This window comes from Lysinibacillus sp. Bpr_S20, from assembly GCF_023337835.1.
In the GTDB taxonomy this organism is placed as follows: domain Bacteria; phylum Bacillota; class Bacilli; order Bacillales_A; family Planococcaceae; genus Lysinibacillus.
Window position 1 is genome coordinate 50,688 of record NZ_JALNLQ010000012.1, and the last position, 17,072, is coordinate 67,759.

Annotated in this window: 18 protein-coding genes; 12 read left to right on the top strand and 6 right to left on the bottom strand. The window is 32.9% G+C overall.

Annotation, left to right across the window (positions count from 1 at the left end):
- Positions 1 to 6 precede the first annotated feature (6 nt).
- From leuC to MWJ95_RS21380, 4 genes are read right to left on the bottom strand one after another with little or no spacing between them, the layout of a single operon-like run.
- Entirely contained in the window at positions 7 to 1,437 is a 1,431-nt protein-coding gene (gene leuC / locus MWJ95_RS21365) for a 3-isopropylmalate dehydratase large subunit (protein ID WP_249107189.1), read from the bottom strand.
- On the bottom strand, positions 1,437 to 2,156 hold the full coding sequence (locus MWJ95_RS21370) for a metal-dependent hydrolase (protein WP_249107190.1): 720 nt from the start codon (positions 2,154 to 2,156) through the stop codon (positions 1,437 to 1,439). The genes leuC and MWJ95_RS21370 overlap by 1 nt, the downstream gene beginning before the upstream one ends.
- Positions 2,153 to 3,355, bottom strand: a complete 1,203-nt coding sequence (locus MWJ95_RS21375) for an MFS transporter (RefSeq protein WP_249107191.1) — start codon at positions 3,353 to 3,355, stop codon at positions 2,153 to 2,155. Before MWJ95_RS21375 ends, MWJ95_RS21370 begins: the two co-directional genes overlap by 4 nt.
- A 23-nt stretch (positions 3,356 to 3,378) precedes the next feature.
- Entirely contained in the window at positions 3,379 to 4,032 is a 654-nt protein-coding gene (locus MWJ95_RS21380) for an L-threonylcarbamoyladenylate synthase (RefSeq protein WP_249107192.1), read from the bottom strand.
- A gap of 150 nt (positions 4,033 to 4,182) precedes the next feature.
- On the opposite strand from MWJ95_RS21380, the gene MWJ95_RS21385 reads away from it, so the two are divergent.
- The 11 genes from MWJ95_RS21385 (at position 4,183) to MWJ95_RS21435 (ending at position 12,880) form a co-directional block, all read left to right on the top strand.
- Positions 4,183 to 5,079, top strand: coding sequence for a LysR family transcriptional regulator (locus MWJ95_RS21385; protein ID WP_249107193.1), 897 nt, complete (start codon positions 4,183 to 4,185; stop codon positions 5,077 to 5,079).
- 285 nt (positions 5,080 to 5,364) lie between these two features.
- The gene (locus MWJ95_RS21390; RefSeq protein ID WP_249107194.1) at positions 5,365 to 5,631 is read left to right on the top strand and encodes an acyl carrier protein; all 267 of its coding nucleotides are present in this window, start codon (positions 5,365 to 5,367) and stop codon (positions 5,629 to 5,631) included.
- A gap of 14 nt (positions 5,632 to 5,645) precedes the next feature.
- Entirely contained in the window at positions 5,646 to 6,032 is a 387-nt protein-coding gene (locus MWJ95_RS21395; RefSeq protein WP_249107195.1) for an acyl-CoA thioesterase, read from the top strand.
- A gap of 50 nt (positions 6,033 to 6,082) precedes the next feature.
- A complete protein-coding gene (locus MWJ95_RS21400) occupies positions 6,083 to 7,240 on the top strand; it encodes a beta-ketoacyl-[acyl-carrier-protein] synthase family protein (protein WP_249107196.1) in 1,158 nt (385 codons plus the stop codon).
- Between the two features lie 4 nt (positions 7,241 to 7,244).
- Entirely contained in the window at positions 7,245 to 8,330 is a 1,086-nt protein-coding gene (locus MWJ95_RS21405) for an SDR family oxidoreductase (RefSeq protein WP_249107197.1), read from the top strand.
- Positions 8,317 to 8,706, top strand: a complete 390-nt coding sequence (locus tag MWJ95_RS21410) for a 3-hydroxyacyl-ACP dehydratase FabZ family protein (protein WP_249107198.1) — start codon at positions 8,317 to 8,319, stop codon at positions 8,704 to 8,706. Before MWJ95_RS21405 ends, MWJ95_RS21410 begins: the two co-directional genes overlap by 14 nt.
- A gap of 5 nt (positions 8,707 to 8,711) precedes the next feature.
- The gene (locus MWJ95_RS21415) at positions 8,712 to 9,443 is read left to right on the top strand and encodes an SDR family NAD(P)-dependent oxidoreductase (protein WP_249107199.1); all 732 of its coding nucleotides are present in this window, start codon (positions 8,712 to 8,714) and stop codon (positions 9,441 to 9,443) included.
- A 15-nt stretch (positions 9,444 to 9,458) separates the two neighbouring features.
- Positions 9,459 to 10,244 carry an enoyl-ACP reductase FabI gene (locus MWJ95_RS21420; protein ID WP_249107200.1) on the top strand — a complete coding sequence of 262 codons (786 nt, stop codon included), beginning with the start codon at positions 9,459 to 9,461 and terminating at the stop codon, positions 10,242 to 10,244.
- 16 nt (positions 10,245 to 10,260) lie between these two features.
- Positions 10,261 to 10,668, top strand: a complete 408-nt coding sequence (locus tag MWJ95_RS21425) for a hypothetical protein (protein ID WP_249107201.1) — start codon at positions 10,261 to 10,263, stop codon at positions 10,666 to 10,668.
- Between the two features lie 7 nt (positions 10,669 to 10,675).
- Positions 10,676 to 11,425, top strand: coding sequence for a hypothetical protein (locus MWJ95_RS21430; RefSeq protein ID WP_249107202.1), 750 nt, complete (start codon positions 10,676 to 10,678; stop codon positions 11,423 to 11,425).
- A 12-nt stretch (positions 11,426 to 11,437) separates the two neighbouring features.
- Entirely contained in the window at positions 11,438 to 12,880 is a 1,443-nt protein-coding gene (locus tag MWJ95_RS21435; protein ID WP_249107203.1) for a class I adenylate-forming enzyme family protein, read from the top strand.
- Between the two features lie 234 nt (positions 12,881 to 13,114).
- On the opposite strand, the gene MWJ95_RS21440 is transcribed toward MWJ95_RS21435, so the two are convergent.
- Both MWJ95_RS21440 and MWJ95_RS21445 read right to left on the bottom strand, forming a co-directional pair.
- Positions 13,115 to 13,894 (bottom strand): YqhG family protein, encoded by a 780-nt coding sequence (locus tag MWJ95_RS21440; protein ID WP_249107204.1) that lies wholly within the window; start codon positions 13,892 to 13,894, stop codon positions 13,115 to 13,117.
- Between the two features lie 18 nt (positions 13,895 to 13,912).
- Complete coding sequence (locus MWJ95_RS21445) at positions 13,913 to 15,427, bottom strand: DEAD/DEAH box helicase (RefSeq protein ID WP_249075602.1); 1,515 nt, start codon at positions 15,425 to 15,427, stop codon at positions 13,913 to 13,915.
- Positions 15,428 to 16,152: 725 nt separating this feature from the next.
- On the opposite strand from MWJ95_RS21445, the gene MWJ95_RS21450 reads away from it, so the two are divergent.
- A complete protein-coding gene (locus tag MWJ95_RS21450; protein ID WP_249075603.1) occupies positions 16,153 to 16,977 on the top strand; it encodes a methyl-accepting chemotaxis protein in 825 nt (274 codons plus the stop codon).
- Positions 16,978 to 17,072: the final 95 nt, after the last annotated feature.

A 17,072-nucleotide genomic window follows, 5' to 3' on the forward strand; every position in this document is an offset into this window, starting at 1 on the left:
CCTCCATTATTTTGAAAAGACCGGTATTTTTGCAGCAGCCCAATCCCGAACATCTACAAAATGTCCGCTTATGGCAGCTCCTGCTGCCATCGCTGGGGAAACTAAATGAGTTCGTCCACCACGACCTTGACGACCTTCAAAATTGCGGTTAGATGTAGAAGCACATCTTTGACCAGAAGAGATGATATCTGGATTCATCCCTAAGCACATACTGCATCCAGCCTCCCTCCATTCAAAACCTGCTTCTTTGAATATAATATCAAGGCCTTCTTTTTCGGCTTGCGCTTTTACATTACCAGAGCCTGGGACAATCAGAGCTCTTACATTTTCTGATACTTTTCTCCCTTTAGCTATAGAGGCAGCCTGTCTTAAATCCTCAAGACGGCCATTTGTACATGAACCAATAAACACAACATCAACTTGTATGTCTGTCATTGGAATACCTGGTTGTAATCCCATATAATTCAGGGCATTTATTACATTTTGTTTTTCTTCTGGACTTTCGAACATATCAGGGTGTGGAATTGTATCAGTAATACCTATTCCCATCCCAGGACTTGTGCCCCAAGTTACTTGAGGTACAACATTAGTAGCATCGAATTCCAATCTATAATCATAAGTAGCGCCGTCATCTGTATAAATATTTTTCCACTCTTCAACTAAGGTATCAAAATATTCCTTAGTGGGTGTATATTCGCGCTCTCTTAAGTATTCGAAAGTTGTTTCATCAGGAGCAATCATACCTGCTCTAGCTCCTGCCTCAATAGACATATTGCAAACTGTCATTCTTTCTTCCATAGACATGTTTCTTATAACTTCACCAGTGTACTCGATCACATAACCTGTAGCAAAATCAGTTCCGAAGCGGGATATTATTGCTAAAATTAAATCTTTAGCAGTTGTCCCTGGTCTTAAATTTCCTGTAATAGCTACTTCAAGACTTTTAGGTTTTGTTTGTCTCAAGCATTGCGTAGCTAGTACATGCTCTACCTCGCTTGTTCCTATTCCGAAAGCCAACGAGCCAAAAGCACCATGCGTTGAGGTATGGCTATCACCACACACTATAGTCATACCTGGCTGTGTTAAACCAAGTTCTGGTCCCATCACATGTACAATACCTTGTTCAATACTGTTTAAATCATACAATTTTATGCCATACTTTTTACAATTTTCAATTAACGCATTAATTTGCTCTTTCGAAATAGAGTTTTCAATATTCCAACGATTAGCTGTAGTCGGTGTGACATGATCCATTGTAGCAAAAGTTAAATCAGGCCTTCTCACCTTTTTCTGAGCTAAAGATAGGCCTTCAAACGCTTGAGCAGATGTCACTTCATGAATTAAGTGTAAATCAATATATATAATACTAGGTTCATCTTTTTTACTATATACTTCGTGTTTTCCCCAGATTTTATCAAGCATTGTTTTCTTTTTCATTAAACGATTTCTCCCGACTTTAGTTGACCTTTATCATAGATATGACATTCACCAACGTCTAAAATAATTACTTCATTATTATTTTCTTTCATCATTTCCTTCCATTTTAGAGGATTTTGTTCAATTAAAGGGAATGTATTATAGTGTAATGGAAGATATGTTTTTGCTTTCAACCATGTTGCTGCAATTGTGGCATCCTTCATTCCCATTGTGAAATTATCTCCAATCGGTAGTGCAGCAACATCTATTTCGTTTAATTCCCCTATTATCCTCATATCACCAAACAATCCCGTGTCACCTGCGTGATACAATGTTTTGTTATTCATAGTTAGCAGTATTCCCGTTGGCATCCCACCGTAAATAAATGTACCAGGACTTACTTCAATTCCAGAACCATGGAATGCTTGAGTTAACTTTACTCTCCCCCACTCAAAATCAAATGCACCACCAATTCCTAGAGGATGAACATCTACACCTTGTTGAGCTAAATACATTGCTAATTCATAGTTAGTGACAATTTTACAATTATTTTTTTTAGCAATTGCAACTGCATCACCAATATGATCTGAATGTCCATGTGTAATCAGAATTGCATCTACATCTATTTCTTCAGGCTTTACTTTTGCTTGGGGATTATCAGTTAAAAAAGGGTCAATAATGACTCTATAGTTATTTTCCTCTACTAATAAACAAGAATGACCTAAAAAAGTAACTATCATTTTAAAACCTCCGAATTCATTTTTTTATTTGTAGCATATCCTGAAGGGGAAATTTCATATTTTTTAAAAATAAAAATACTAGAAATAACATAAATTGCAGCAAACAACAGCATGATATTCTTGAAATTTGTTAAATAAAATAGAATTCCTCCTCCTATTAATAAAAAAACATTCCAAAACCCATAAAGCTTTTCAATGGAAGAGAAGAATAAACTTCTTTGGTTATCGCTCATTTCTGTAGTATTTAAATTACTGAAAGTTAAAGGTCTTACCCCTCCTGATGAAAAACCTAATAAACTTATGGCAATAATACTTATAAAGTAATTTTCAGAAAAGCTAAATAAAATAATAGAAAGAGTAGCCATGAAAACCGTTCCAAATGCTAATTTTCTCTTATCTATCTTTTTACTCAATTTAATGATAAAACGTGCTGAAAAAAATCCCGTTATTGTAAATAGACTCAAAATCATACCGAAATAGTAAAAATTAACCTTAATAGTTATAAAAAAAAGATACGGTAAGAAACCCACAAATACCGCTTGCGAAAATCCTCTAGCAAGTGCATAATAATTTTTCCAAAAGATATTTTCAGGTACTATTTGGCTATGGATATCTTTGTTTATTCTTTGGTTAATATTCATAGGAGCTTCATCTATATTCTTCTCAGTAATTAATATAATAGAGAGAGTCGCTATTATATTTGCTCCTATAGAAAAGTAGAATACATATTCAGCATTCCACTGAAAAATAATACTTCCTAATATTCCTGATAGTAAAAACGAAATAAACATAAAGCTATTAGATGAGGATTCTACTTTTTTATATTGTTCGGACATTTCATTGGAAAATAGACTTCGTAAAAGACTAGCATCGGTACCTACGGCTAAACTATAGCCTATACCAGAAAGAATTTGACCAACTATTAATATTAAAATATTTGAACTAAAGAGAAAGCAAACTAACCCAATAGCCTTTATTATTTCTCCTAATGCTATTACATACTTTTTTTTCAGTCTTTGTCCTAAAAGCACATTCCATTTCGAGGAAATTATTAACATAAAACCGTAAACAGCTAGTAGTAGTTCTATTTGCAACAGTGGAATATCTTTAATATAAAAATAAACAAATAACACAGGAAGATGAAAATATGACCTTGAAATAATTCGGTAAATATAAAAATAAATTAAATTTGTTTTCACTAAAAATCCCTTCTTTTCTGATACTATTTTGTAAGTGCCATTTCAGGGATAATATTAATAACAGCATTAATTTGTTCAGCTGTAATATCTCCTAACCTTGTAATGTATGGTGTTCCAGTTAAATCAATAATAGTACTTGATTTAGTAGTATTTTGTGCCTCACCTTTCAAAATATAATCAACATTTTGCCCAACCTGATTTAAGGCTAAGTTTAAATCAACTAAGACTCCATCTGCCTGTCCAGATAGGTTTGCAGAAGTCATTGTTACTGGTTTATTTAATTTCCCCATAAATCCTCTCCATACAGGATTACTTAAGCATCCTAATGCAACTGTTTCTCCACCACATACCATTCTATCCGGGACAGTATCTTTTTTCTTTAGTATTAAATTTAATGGTCCTGGCCAAAAAGCGTCTACTAAGGATTGAACAATTTCCTCATCAACTGCCTCCCCATATTTTTTCCAGTCGTTTGGTTCTAAAAAGAACAGTGTTAGTGCGGAATTAGCTGGACGATTTTTTACAGCGAATGCCCTATTTATTGCATCTTCGTTCCATGGATCTAATGTTAAAGCTAAATTGGTATCACTTGGTGAAACTATTACTCCCCCATTTTTAACGCAATTGGCAGCTATAGCAAAATTCTCTTCAGTCGGTTCTAACAATTGGATATTCATTATTTAACTTCCTCCCATAAATTAATAATTACAACGGAATTTAAAATTTGTAATTATTTACATAATACTACCGAGACACTATTATTAAAATTAAGAAAATTCAATCAGATTAATTATGATTTGTAATTAATGAGAGGAGTAATTAAAACAATGGATATCAAATGGATACAAACTTTTATTACTGCCGCAGAGCATGAAAACTTTCGTAAAACATCGGAAATTTTATTTATTTCTCAACCAACTGTTACACTACATATAAAAAATTTAGAATTACTTTTAGAAACTGACTTATTTAAAAAAAATGGAAGAAATATTTCACTAACTGAGGCAGGTCATTGCTTTTTACCTTATGCAAGAAAACTAATAGATGCTTATAACTCTGGGTTAGAAGGAATTCAAAACTGGAAACAAGGATATAAAAAAAAATTAACTATCTCCATTGCTCCACATATTGCTGCTACAGTATTTCCCGAATTTTTAAAAAATTATTTCATTGAAAATCCACATATAGATATAACAATTAATGTGACCAAATCTCCTGATATTGGACAGGAGGTAAACGCCGGGAATGCAGACATAGGTATTTCTAGAATGGTTCCATATCAATCCAAATTAATATTTGAAAGTATATGGAAAGACGAGGTAATACTAGTTGCTCCAAAAACGGAAGTTAATAATATAAAAGAAGAGGAAATATTTTATAAATACAAAATGCTAACCCATAATCATCCAGTATATTGGGAGGATTTATTACCCATTATTAAAAATTTTTATCCAAATACGAAATCAATGGCCGTAACACAAGTTGAAATTACTAAACAATTCATTATGGCTGGTTTAGGCATTTCATTTTTACCTAGCTTATTAGTGCAAAAAGAATTACAACGAAATGAATTAGTTCATATTCCAACTTCAAAATTCAATCTTCCTACTACTCAAATTTACTTTATTCATAAAAAAGAGATAAAAGAAATACATGATTTTAAATTAAGTCTCTGTAATTTCCTAAAAAGTACAAAATTTTTAGAAAAAAATGAAAATTTTTAAATATAGTTTTCAGGAAAATTCTATTCCTATTATATATATGTATTTTTAATCGCACTCTTTAACTATATTAATATAATAAAAAAACATTAAAAGAACTAGAAACCCTATTTTTTCGTATGTACCAAGAAAAATAAACCTTGATTTATTAGCATCTAAAGAACTATAGTATATTTGTTGAAAAAATCCCGTATTAATACATTATTTTCAAATAATAAAGTTCCTTTTTCTCAAAGTAACTTAATAGGGTTTTTTACAACTAAACTATTTATTCTTAGGAGGCTATTTATGTTAGACAAATCAAAAATGGAGCAAGACTTAAAGTATTTCTTGGTAGAGGATCTTCTTGTTGATTTCACGATTGAGGAGATTTCTCCTAATATGAGTTTAGGGAATGAATTAGGGGTTGATTCGTTAGGTTTTACCGAATTAATGGCTCATGTAGAAGATGTTTATAACATTAAAATTTCTGATGAAGAATTTGTACCAGAAAATTTTAGAACTATTAATGCAATTATTGAATTAATTGAAAAAAAACTAAATATTACAGTTTAAGTAGGTGATTCTCAATGCTTTTCGAACTTAAACACTGTGTTTTACCAGAAGAAGTGGACGCTTTTAAAGTAGTCCATTTCTCTAATTACTTTAAATGGTCGAGTTTAGCTTTTTTAAAATTTTTTCGTCACAAAGGACTTAAGGAGGGCATATTTGAAGATGGAATGACTGAAATCCGAGTTGGTCGAGTACATTCAATATATAATGGTTCTGCAAAACAAGATGATATAGTCTCAATATGTATAAAAGATTTGACAATTAATCGTAACAGTATTGTTTTAAATATATATATGATTATTGAAAATAAAATTATTAATAGATCTAGAATGACTATAGCATTTGTAAATAGTAGAACAGGGGAGTTAGTAAAAACACCAAATGAAATTAAATTATTGATTTGAAATAAAATGTAATTATTTTCTTTTTAATATATTATTTAGGAGGTTAATTAATGGAATTATATAAAAGCCCTTTAGTGACCGGTCTAAGTTTAGTTAGTTGTTTAGGATCAAGCATAGAAGAAACTTGGGAGTTCTTATGTAGTGGGAAAGATGGCCTTTCACCTATAACTTCATTCGATACTGAGCAATTACGTAGTTCTATAGGTGGGGAAATAAAATCCATATACTCGCTAACAGGAAAAGATAGAATGTTACAACTTTCAAAAGAAGCCATTACCAATACTATTAATGATTCAGGCTTAACTATAACCGACATCAACCAAGCAAAATCAGCTTTAGTATTAGGAACTAGCCTTGGTCACATTTTTGAAAATGAGAATAGTCCTACAAATATAGATGATTATATTCCTGACGTATTGAATGAAATAGGTCTTACTATTCCCTTCCTAGCAATTTCGTCCGCATGTTCATCTGGTAGTGACGCTATTAGCATTGGTTGTGACTTGATACAATTTCAAGAGTTTGACATTGTCATTTGTGGAGGGGTCGATATTCTAGACATCTACAAAATGACAGGACATTCTAGTTTGCATACTCTTTCCCCTACAAAGTGCAGGCCATTCTCCTTTGATAGTGATGGAACTTCTTTAGGAGAGGGAGCTGCCTTCATAATTTTGGAAGCTCCAAAGAATATTAAGCGAAAAAATGCGAACTACTATGCATCAATAATCGGACGTAGTAATACCACCGATACTTCATCTGTAACTGCACCAGATGAAAACGGCTTAGGTGCAATAAGAGTAATAGAGCAAGCAATAAACCAAACACCCTTTAAAGCAAGTGATATTTCTTATATTAATGCACACGGATCTGGTACCCCTACAAACGATAAAATGGAAGCTAAAGTTTATGAAATTCTTTTTTCGGATTCCCAAACTCCAGTATCCTCTACTAAATCAGCTTTTGGACATACATTGGGCGCAACTGGCGCCATTGAAGCGATTATTGCCATATTGGCGTTAAATAAAAAGACTGCCCCACCTACAGCAGGTTTAAAAAAATATTCTGCTGAATGGGAAAATAAAAACCTTGTAATAGGAGAACCATTACGTATTGATGGTAAAAATCTAATCACTGCCAGTGTAACTTATGGATTTGGTGGAGCAAATGCTTGTCTAGTTTTTACCAATATCAATAAGGAGATATAAAATCATGAAAACTATTTTAATAACCGGTATTACAGGCTTTATTGGAAGTGCATTAGCCGCAAAATTCATAGAGGAACCTGATATTGAATTAATTTATTTAACTGATTCAGAAACAGCAAAAAATCGCGCCATAACTGCAGTAAACTTAGTATTGGCGGAATATGGAATGCAGTTAGATGTAGAACGAAAAATAAAAGTAGCACTCTGCAAATGTTTAACAGATGTAGAAGCTATAAAAGAATGTTTAAAGGAATTAGAAGTAGATGAAGTTTGGCATATTGCAGCACATATGAGTTACGATTTTTCAGAACTCTCTGAATCCATAAAATTTAATGCCGTTATCTCTACAAATATAATGAGCCAGTTAAAAAAATGTGGAAGATACTATTATATTTCTTCAACTGGTACAGCAGGATTAGGGGAATTTAATGGTATTGAAAAACAAGTTCCAGAAGAACTTCTAACAGATTTTGAATCCGTGAATCCATATACAGCATCTAAAGTGTTGGCAGAGTACATGTTATGGAATGAATCCTCAAAAACAAATATACCTTTAACAATTCTTCGACCTGGTAGTGTAATTGGAGATAGTAATAGCGGATGGGTAAATAACACTAAGTATGGTTATTATTCTTACTTGCATATATTGAAACGTTTTATCAATAAAAATATGACTTTTTATTTGGATATTGATCCTAACAAAAAATTTCCTGTTATTCATATCGACCATTTAATAAACTTATGTACTTTTTTAAGGAATCGAAAAGTTTCAAAAACAAAAATGCAAGAGATATTTCATGCGTGTAATCAAAATCTTTTAACAGCAAAAGAACACTTTCTCATTTTTGAAGAACTCTCTGTAGGAAACTTAAAGATAGGTTTTGGAGAGGGTAAAGAAGGGTTTAATAAAGTTTTTAATACTATGAACAAAGATAATAACAAATTCTTAGGTGTCAATTTAACATATGATAATTCTAAATTAATTGAATCCATAGGTTTAGAAAACATCCCCCCTCCCCTAACTAAAAAGTGTTTAATAAATGTATTTAAAAACTATCTAGAAAAGGATAGATCGCATGCAAAATCGTAATTATCCAATCGATCGAGAAATTGAATTAGTTAGAGATAAAAGAATAATATCTCTTAAATTTTTATCTTTTAATGAACCTATTTTTGAAGAACATTTCCCTGATATGAGTATATATCCTGGATCAATGATTATGAACACTGTTGCATCTTCATTAGAATCTCTTATACAAAATTCCAATTATAAACATTTAAATACAGTGCCAATAGAAATAAAAACAGCTAAATTTCGAAAAGCTTGCCTACCAGGAGACTTACTCAAAGTAGAAATAAATTTAAAAAATATAGAAAATAAAATATATAAATTTTCATTTCAAGTAAATGAATACTTTAATGGTGATTTAGTTTGTAATGGACAAATGATGATAAAGGCGGTGTGATTAATATGAATTCTAAAAGAGCTCTCGTTACAGGAGGCAGTAGAGGTATTGGAAGAGTTATTGTTAAACAATTAATTGAAGAAGGATACTTTGTAAATTTCACCTTTTTAAATTCAGAAAAAGAAGCTAAATCACTCGAAACTGAACATCCAAATAGATGCCAAGGGGATAAAGTAAATGGTTGTTCCCCATATGAGGTAAATGAATACTTAAAAACAATATGTGATGAAAATAATCCCATAACCGTTCTTATAAATAACGCTGGTATTACTCGTGATAGCTTAGTTAAAGATAGTGATTGGGTTGATTTCAAAGAAACGTTAGATACTAATCTAGGTGGTTGTTTTAATTTTTGCCGATCCATTTTGCCTTATATGATTAAAGCCAGAAAAGGAGATATTATTAATATTTCTTCACTGGCAAGCGATAATGTACGAATCGGGAATGCATTTTATGGAACCTCAAAAATAGCTATTAACAGATTTAGTGAAAATTTGGCACTAGAAATGGCACGATTTAACATCGCTGTCAATGTAATTGCACCAGGTTTTGTTGAGACCGATTTAATTAAAGATCATTTAGATCTCAAAACAAGAAAAGAATTATTGAAACAAATACCTATTAGACGGTTTACTAAATCAGAAGAAATCGCTGAGGCAGTAATTCTATTATTAAGTCGTAAACCATTACTTATAGGTGCCACATTACCTGTTGGTGGTGGCGGTCATTTATCATAAGAAAGGATTGTAAATATGGGACTTTTAGAAGGAAAAAAAGGAATTATAACTGGAGTAATAAATCATCGTTCGATTGCTTGGGGAATTGCGAAACTGTTTCATGAAGAAGGGGCTACAATAGGATTTACATATAGACGCGAAAAAAAGTGGATTGAAAAATTAGCTAATAGTGTAAATTCAGATTTCGTACGTATGTGTGATGTACAAAATGAAGAACAAGTGAAAAGTGTATTTGACGAGTTTGGTGAAAAATACGGACAAATAGACTTCATTATCCACGCTGTGGCATACGCCAACGGAGAAGAATTAGCTAATGGTGTCATAAATACTAGCAGAAAAGGATTTCTGGAAACATTAGATATTAGTGCTTATTCCCTTATTTCTTTTTGTAAACATGCAAGACCTTATCTTAGAGAAGGCTCATCAATAGTTGCTCTTTCCTATTTAGGCGCTAATAGAGTTTGTGCTGGATACAATTTATTAGGGATTGCTAAATCCGCATTGGAAACTACTAGTAAATACCTTGCTAGCGAACTTGGTGAAGAACAAATCAGAGTAAACGTAGTATCAGCAGGGCCTATTAGAACTCTGGCAGCTTTTGGTTTACCTAACTTCAGAGAAATGGTAGAAAAAAGAGCCATGCAAAGTCCTCTAAAGAAAAATGTGACACAAGAAGATGTAGCAAAAACAGTTTTATATTATGCAAGTAATTTATCTGAATGCACTACAGGTCAAGTTTCATATGTAGATGCAGGCTATAATATTATGGGTACTTGGTCTGAAACGGGTTCTTTATCTTAGGAGGTGAAGATTATTTATGTATTTAAAAATTTGTGGTCCTCTTAACAAATTAGAAGGAAAGTACCAAGCAGAGTTTCATCCAGATCAGTATAAAACTTCTCCTTCTTCAATACATGTACCCCTCTTTATTATACTAGAAGGATTAGCACAAATTGGATGCAGAGCTAGTAGTATTGAACTATTTAATAATAAAAGCACATTCCCAATACAATTTAATAATCTAGTATACCATTCTTCAAACTACATAGATGTAGTATCAAATAATAGAAAAAATTTGTTATTACACGCTGAAGTTAAAAAGAAAGGGCAGATAGGAATAGCTTATTGTTCTCTATTATCGAAACAAAATGAACTAATAATTTCAATGAATATATGGACAACTCTAAGAGAAGAAAATGGAAATAATTCACTATATAAGGAGTAATTATAATATGAACAATTCTGTCTATATTTCAGATTGTACACTTGTAACATTATCTGGTTTTGACCCTGATACATTTTTAGAATCACATCATATAGTTAATAACATTATTACTAAGCCAAGTGCCTTAAAAGGCTTGACTCCTAAAATTGATAACTCAACTGCCCTCGCAGTATCTGCAGTTGTTAAATTAAATGAAAAATTAAAGAAGCCAATAAATAAAGAAAAAACCGGTATTCTAATTGGAAGTAAAACAGGAAACCATCAAATTGCATATAACTACGCAAATCGTGTAAGAAAGGGTTCCTCGTCTCCTGCTATGTATTCTGTATCTGGCTATAATATGTCTGCTGGATTATCTGCCCTTGCAACCAAATTAAATGGACCAACTATGGTTTTATCTGGGGAAAAAATGAATATTGCCGATTGTATTCTGATTTCTTCAAACTATATCTACCGCAATGATGCTGATAACATGATGGTTGGACAAGTTGATATAAATAATAAAGGTGACTGGGGCTCCGCTATTTTCTTTAGAATTTCAAATAAAAGAGAAGCTCAATCAATTAAAATTGATATTAATGTCAAAGCTGATCCCTCTTCGAAAAAAAGTATTAGTTCTAGCGTTGATTCAATACCTATTCAAATTTCTTCATATTTAAATGAAGCTTACGACTTGTACAACTATTTTTATAGTGCCGAAAAGAAAGATAAATTCATAAAATCACTTAATAAAGTAATAATTAAATTATCCAAATAAAGGTTGGTTTATATGGAAATAAAAGATAAATACTGTATTAATGATTGGATACAACATGCTTTTACATTTAATTCCTATGTTAAAGATTATTCAGGTGTAAATCCTAATATACTTAGCTACAGCGAGTTAATCCAAAAAATTGAATATCAATCACAAAAATGGAATGATATTGGAATAAAGCCCGGAAATACAGTACTCTTAGCAATGCCTAGTAACAGCAATTTAATAATTAATATTATAAGTTTAATGAAAATGGGGGCTGTACCAGTACCTGTTTCTAACCTTTTATCAAAAGAGAGCTATGACCACATCTGTCAAAATGTGAAACCAGCAGCTATATACACTACCTTAAAGAACACGTTTTTTCCGTCTTTCGATTCCACATTATTGGAAAATGATTTTATTGGGGGATATAACTTATTAACTTATACATCGGAAACATTTGTTAACGAAAAATTAAAGCATTGCATAATAATAACAACTTCCGGAAGTACTGGGTTTCCAAAATCAGTCGTGCATAGCAATAGTAATGCTATGTTAAATGCTTTACTCCATATGGACGCTATAAATGAAATTGAAGATGAAAAAGGTACGTATATAGCTACTTTACCCTTCTTTTTCTCTTATGGTTTAATAGCCGGAATTTTCGGTGCCCTATTAAAAGGGAAAAACATAATAATACCCGAACACCCTTTTTATCCAAGTACCTGGGAGCAATATTGTTTAAAACATCAGGTTACCCTTGCTTCTCTGACGCCTGGAGTTTTAAAGAAAATATTAAAAACTAATATTTCGATTCCATATACCCTTAATAAAATTACTATTGGCGGAGAATCAGCAGATCTAGAAGATATAAATTCATTAAAAGAAAAGTTTGAAGGAGAAATCTATCTAACATATGGTTTATCGGAGGCAGGACCGCGTGTCGCGACAAACAATCTGAACATTCAAAATAATCCAAATTCTATTGGGTTCCCAATGAGAAACATAAGACTTGATTTGAAGGATATTCAAATAACCGAGGACTATGAAATTGGAGAGTTAATTATTGATACTCCTACAGCAATGCTAGGTTACTTAAAAGATGGACAAATAATTAAGGAAAGTGAATTTTATAATAATTGGCTTTTAACTGGTGATTACTTTAAAAAGAATGTGAATACAAAAGAATATACATTCATTGAAAGAAAAAAAAATACTTTTAAGTGTGCAGGTGAAAATTTATATCCTGGTATTATAAGAAAGGTTATACTCTCACATCCTGATGTGGACGAAGTTAAAATAACTTTTGAAGAAGATAAAAGATTGGGAGCAATTCCTATAGCTTTAATAAAATTAAAAAAAGCGGGAATAAAGACTCCAGATTTTAAGAAATGGTGTGTCCCCCATTTAAGATTAATTGAAATACCTAAGGAGTTCAGAGTAGTAAAGGAATTAGAGTTTTTCAAAAAATAATTCTATATCTAATGCAAAACTATCAATAAAAATGAAGTTTATTTAGTAAAACCAAAAGTTGACTAAAGATGATTCCCTCTCCTTTGGTCAACTTTTTTTGATTTCAATAATGTTTAGCCAAAAAATTCACTTCCATTTTCATCAATCGGTTTCCCATTCACTTAAGGGAAATTACAATCGCTCACCCTCTTACCTTATTTTTAGCTACATCACTTTCACTACAAAAAAATAAGCTCAATAAAGATAAAATAATCCACCATTAATAATCTCTATTTTAATCTTTGTATCGTATTGTTCCTCTAATGCCTTCTTTTCAATTTCATAGCATTCTGGTTTGTCTTCTTCCTCTTCATAAAAATAATCGAGCACTCGCTGATCCCGTTGCCATCGTTTTTTTGCTTCAGTAGCCCATGAATGGTCATCTTGTTCAATAATCTTTTCAATAGTAGCGTGTAATCTTTCGAGTGCTCTAAGGGGCTTGATGATAAATTGAACATGAAAAGCATTGTCTGCTGGAACAGTGTCAAATTCAGATGCACATATCGTCTCCTGAAATTCCTCTTTGATGATGCCCGTTAGCAAGTTTATGCCAAATGAATAAAGCATTTCTTTCGTTTGGTCGCAGCAATACGACACTTTAAAATTAACACCTAGCCATGGCGTAAGGATAACTTGCCCTATTGCGTTATCTACCTTCTCAAAAAGCTGAACATACGCTCCTAGCTCCCTTGTCGCTTGAAAAAGCTGGTTCATTCTCGGTGAGCCGAAATGAATAGCTTCACCATAAAGATTCCCAGTTGATGCTGTCTGATTTGTAATGAAAGTTACTTGAGCTGGATTTGCCTCACTATTTGTCGCTTCTACGTATTGCCAATAAAAAGGGCGATTCATAATTCTTTTATCGATATCAGCTGTTAATTGTACTGTAAGATAATGTTCTTCTTCACTTATAATAGGGCAACCATTTTCATTAAAAAATTGTCGTAAATAACTATGAACTTGCTGTGGATACATGGGTCCTTCTCCCTTACACTATACAGATTCTTTAAAATTAGATAGAATCGCATCTAAATCGCCGACTACCTTTTCAAAAACATCAATTTTCGTATGAAGTAATGCTAAAATATTCTCTTCAATCGTATTGGCAATAGCCAAATTATAAATATGAACATCATGCTCTTGCCCTAATCGATGCACACGACCAATCCGTTGCTCTAGCTTCATAGGGTTCCAGGGCAAATCATAGTTAATAACATGATGGCAAAACTGAAGGTTTATCCCCTCTCCGCCTGCCTCAGTTGCGATTAAAACCTGTGCCCTTTCCTTAAAAAGATGCTTCATATAATCCCGTTTGCTTTTATTATATTTACCGTTGAACAGGACACTCGTTATACCGTTAGCATGTAAGTACCATTGCAAATAAATTTGAGTAGCTCTATATTCTGTAAAAATAATCACTTTATCTTTGGCCTGTTCAACTATTTCAAGTGTCTTTTTCGCCTTTGAATTCACTTCTAAGGCCATTAATTTTACTAATATATCTTCAATTTCTTGTGATTGTGCATTGTCTTCCATCATTTTAGATAATGTTAAAGCTGTAGCCTCTTTACTACTACACATTTCCTTCTGCAATGTAATCATTGAAAAAGAGCCTGTATTTTGAAGCGTTCCGAGCAGATTATAAACTTCCTCTTCTTCCTTAGTGAACTGGATAGGAACAATTTGAACACGGCGATTCGTCCATTCAATACCCGTGTCCTCCCGCCTATTCCTCACCATCACCTGATTCACTAATTCCTTTAAATAATCATTATGCTCTAAATCATGCTTACTTGCCGAAAATGCAGATTGAAATGTATCATAATTGCCAAGATGACCAGGCTTAAGTAAAGAAATAAGATAAAATAATTCAAAAACATCGTTTTGAATCGGTGTGGCTGTTAATAGTAAACAAAACTTTTTCTTTAAGCCTTGCACGAATTCGTAAATTTGGGTTTTATGATTTTTTAATTTATGGGCCTCATCGATAATAATCATGTCGTAATTCTGCTCATAAATACGCTCTTTATGAGGACTTTTCTTCGCCGTATCCATACTCATAATAAGGACATCATGGCGCTCAATCTGAACATTTTTTTTATAAGCTACTGCCGGAATATGGAACTTTATATTTAATTCTTCAACCCATTGATTAATAAGCGAGGCCGGAGCTAATATTAATGCTCTCTTAACAAGGCCACGAATCAAATATTCTTTTAAAACCAAACCTGCTTCAATTGTTTTACCAAGACCCACTTCATCAGCTAAAATCGCTTTACCATTCATACGTTCAATAACTGTTTCCGCTGCTTCCAACTGATGCTTAAGCGGTGTTAAATTTGGTAAATACTTTGTCGCCTGTAAACCTGTGAAATCAGTAATTAATTTCATTTTTACAATTTCATAATTCATCTTGTACAATGTCCAGCTATCCCATTTTCCAAGTTCATTCAGTTTATTGATAAAGCCTTCTTCCCATTCGGACGACCTTTCTATTCTCATGATCATCACCTCATGCTATTATTTCTAGTTTAGGTTGTCCAAAAAAGAGAAAGCTATGTTAAGGTTTTGCGAAAGAAAAATTAAATAGCTAAAGTATACTCCTGCAAAACGAATAGTTGATTTCCGTTCCGGCTGGGCGCTTTGTAGCTGGCGCTTCGCTTTCGCTACAGATAAAACATTGTTGCTGCCGCTTCGCTTTCGCACAGAGCAAAGCTTCCTGGGGGCGTCCGATGAGCCGCTTCACTCGCGTTGCTCGCTCCAGGGTCTCGGGCCAACAGATGTTTTTTGCGCGAAAGCGTAGTGCTAACGTAGCGGCAGCAGCACCGAGGTTGGTCACGAAGGCGTTATCACAGGATGTAATGTTCTTAGCCTTCGTTCCCCTATCGCTGATCCCCAAGGAGTCGCCCAGCCTACACTCCAATCAACCATTTTACATAGTATTATCTATGTTGTAATACCGTATTATTTTCTGTAAAGTTCTATTGCGTATGCACCATGATTACTGAACCTGCAATATTTGTTACCATGTAAATCCAACCTTTTAAACAAATTAAACATATAGGACCTTATTTTCGTACTTTTTTAAAGAATAATGGTATTAAGATAGTCTTTTTATTCTCTTCCTTTTTTCATACAATTAAAGAAGCATTACTTTCCAAAAAATAACGTTTATATAAATGAGAGATTTTATACCCCATTGAACGAAGTTTACATATACCAAGGAGGTCATTATGAATATTATTGAAGCATTATCAAAGTCATTGCCTTACATTCATTTAGCTATGAAGGGTGAGGCCATGATGGCATTAGTAGACAAAGAGAGTGAAAGTATTGTTGTTTATTTAGCTGGGAAACGATTAGATGCTGGTTATAAAAACGGGCAAAAAATTAATCCAGATGATGCCATTTTACGTCTCCCGCTTAAAGGGAAAAGCACTGATTCACCTGTACCAAAAGAGGTTTATGGTATAGATTTTAACGGATTCTCTTTTCCCGTTCGTGAAAATGGGCATATTGTAGGGGCGCTAGCCTTTGGATTACCTATTGATCATTCTCTCCAAATGGAAAAATATATTCTTACCATGAATGATATTATTCAAAACCTACAGGATAAAGTACATACAATTGCCTCTAATTCAGAGGAACTAGCCGCAACTAGTGAGGAAATCAATAAACAAACACAATTTGCTTTAGAGGACGCTGAAAAAACAAACGGCATTACCGATTTAATAAAAAATATTTCTCGTCAAACCAATTTACTCGGATTAAATGCATCAATCGAAGCAGCACGAGCGGGCCAACATGGTGCCGGATTTAATATAGTAGCGCAAGAAGTTCGCAAACTTTCTACAGAAACAACTACTGCTACTGATCACATTGAATCCTCACTTCGAAGCATCAATCATAATCTTGAAAATTTAAAACAAAACATGACTCAAATAAATGGTGCCACCAACGAACAAGCCCAACTTGTTCAGGACTTTAGTGAAATTATTGATGAGCTTAATACGCTTAGTCTGGAAATGAAGGGTTTTATGTCTAAAGTTATGAAATAAAGGGATATATCAACGGAAAACTCCGCCTCGATTTCTGTGGTCAAATCAAGATCACATAAGTCTGCGCGGATTTTTTTACTTTTGAGTGCTTTTTG

Bases quoted from the DNA above. Each gene is read 5' to 3' on its own strand.
- MWJ95_RS21385 (WP_249107193.1), top strand. From the start codon at position 4,183: ATGGATATCAAATGGATACAAACTTTTATTACTGCCGCAGAGCATGAA.
- MWJ95_RS21445 (WP_249075602.1), bottom strand. From the start codon at position 15,427: ATGATCATGAGAATAGAAAGGTCGTCCGAATGGGAAGAAGGCTTTATC.
- MWJ95_RS21415 (WP_249107199.1), top strand. From the start codon at position 8,712: ATGAATTCTAAAAGAGCTCTCGTTACAGGAGGCAGTAGAGGTATTGGA.
- MWJ95_RS21420 (WP_249107200.1), top strand. From the start codon at position 9,459: ATGGGACTTTTAGAAGGAAAAAAAGGAATTATAACTGGAGTAATAAAT.
- MWJ95_RS21430 (WP_249107202.1), top strand. From the start codon at position 10,676: ATGAACAATTCTGTCTATATTTCAGATTGTACACTTGTAACATTATCT.
- leuC (WP_249107189.1), bottom strand. From the start codon at position 1,437: ATGAAAAAGAAAACAATGCTTGATAAAATCTGGGGAAAACACGAAGTA.
- MWJ95_RS21390 (WP_249107194.1), top strand. From the start codon at position 5,365: ATGTTAGACAAATCAAAAATGGAGCAAGACTTAAAGTATTTCTTGGTA.
- MWJ95_RS21450 (WP_249075603.1), top strand. From the start codon at position 16,153: ATGAATATTATTGAAGCATTATCAAAGTCATTGCCTTACATTCATTTA.
- MWJ95_RS21405 (WP_249107197.1), top strand. From the start codon at position 7,245: ATGAAAACTATTTTAATAACCGGTATTACAGGCTTTATTGGAAGTGCA.
- MWJ95_RS21380 (WP_249107192.1), bottom strand. From the start codon at position 4,032: ATGAATATCCAATTGTTAGAACCGACTGAAGAGAATTTTGCTATAGCT.
- MWJ95_RS21435 (WP_249107203.1), top strand. From the start codon at position 11,438: ATGGAAATAAAAGATAAATACTGTATTAATGATTGGATACAACATGCT.
- MWJ95_RS21410 (WP_249107198.1), top strand. From the start codon at position 8,317: ATGCAAAATCGTAATTATCCAATCGATCGAGAAATTGAATTAGTTAGA.
- MWJ95_RS21425 (WP_249107201.1), top strand. From the start codon at position 10,261: ATGTATTTAAAAATTTGTGGTCCTCTTAACAAATTAGAAGGAAAGTAC.
- MWJ95_RS21370 (WP_249107190.1), bottom strand. From the start codon at position 2,156: ATGATAGTTACTTTTTTAGGTCATTCTTGTTTATTAGTAGAGGAAAAT.
- MWJ95_RS21400 (WP_249107196.1), top strand. From the start codon at position 6,083: ATGGAATTATATAAAAGCCCTTTAGTGACCGGTCTAAGTTTAGTTAGT.
- MWJ95_RS21440 (WP_249107204.1), bottom strand. From the start codon at position 13,894: ATGTATCCACAGCAAGTTCATAGTTATTTACGACAATTTTTTAATGAA.
- MWJ95_RS21395 (WP_249107195.1), top strand. From the start codon at position 5,646: ATGCTTTTCGAACTTAAACACTGTGTTTTACCAGAAGAAGTGGACGCT.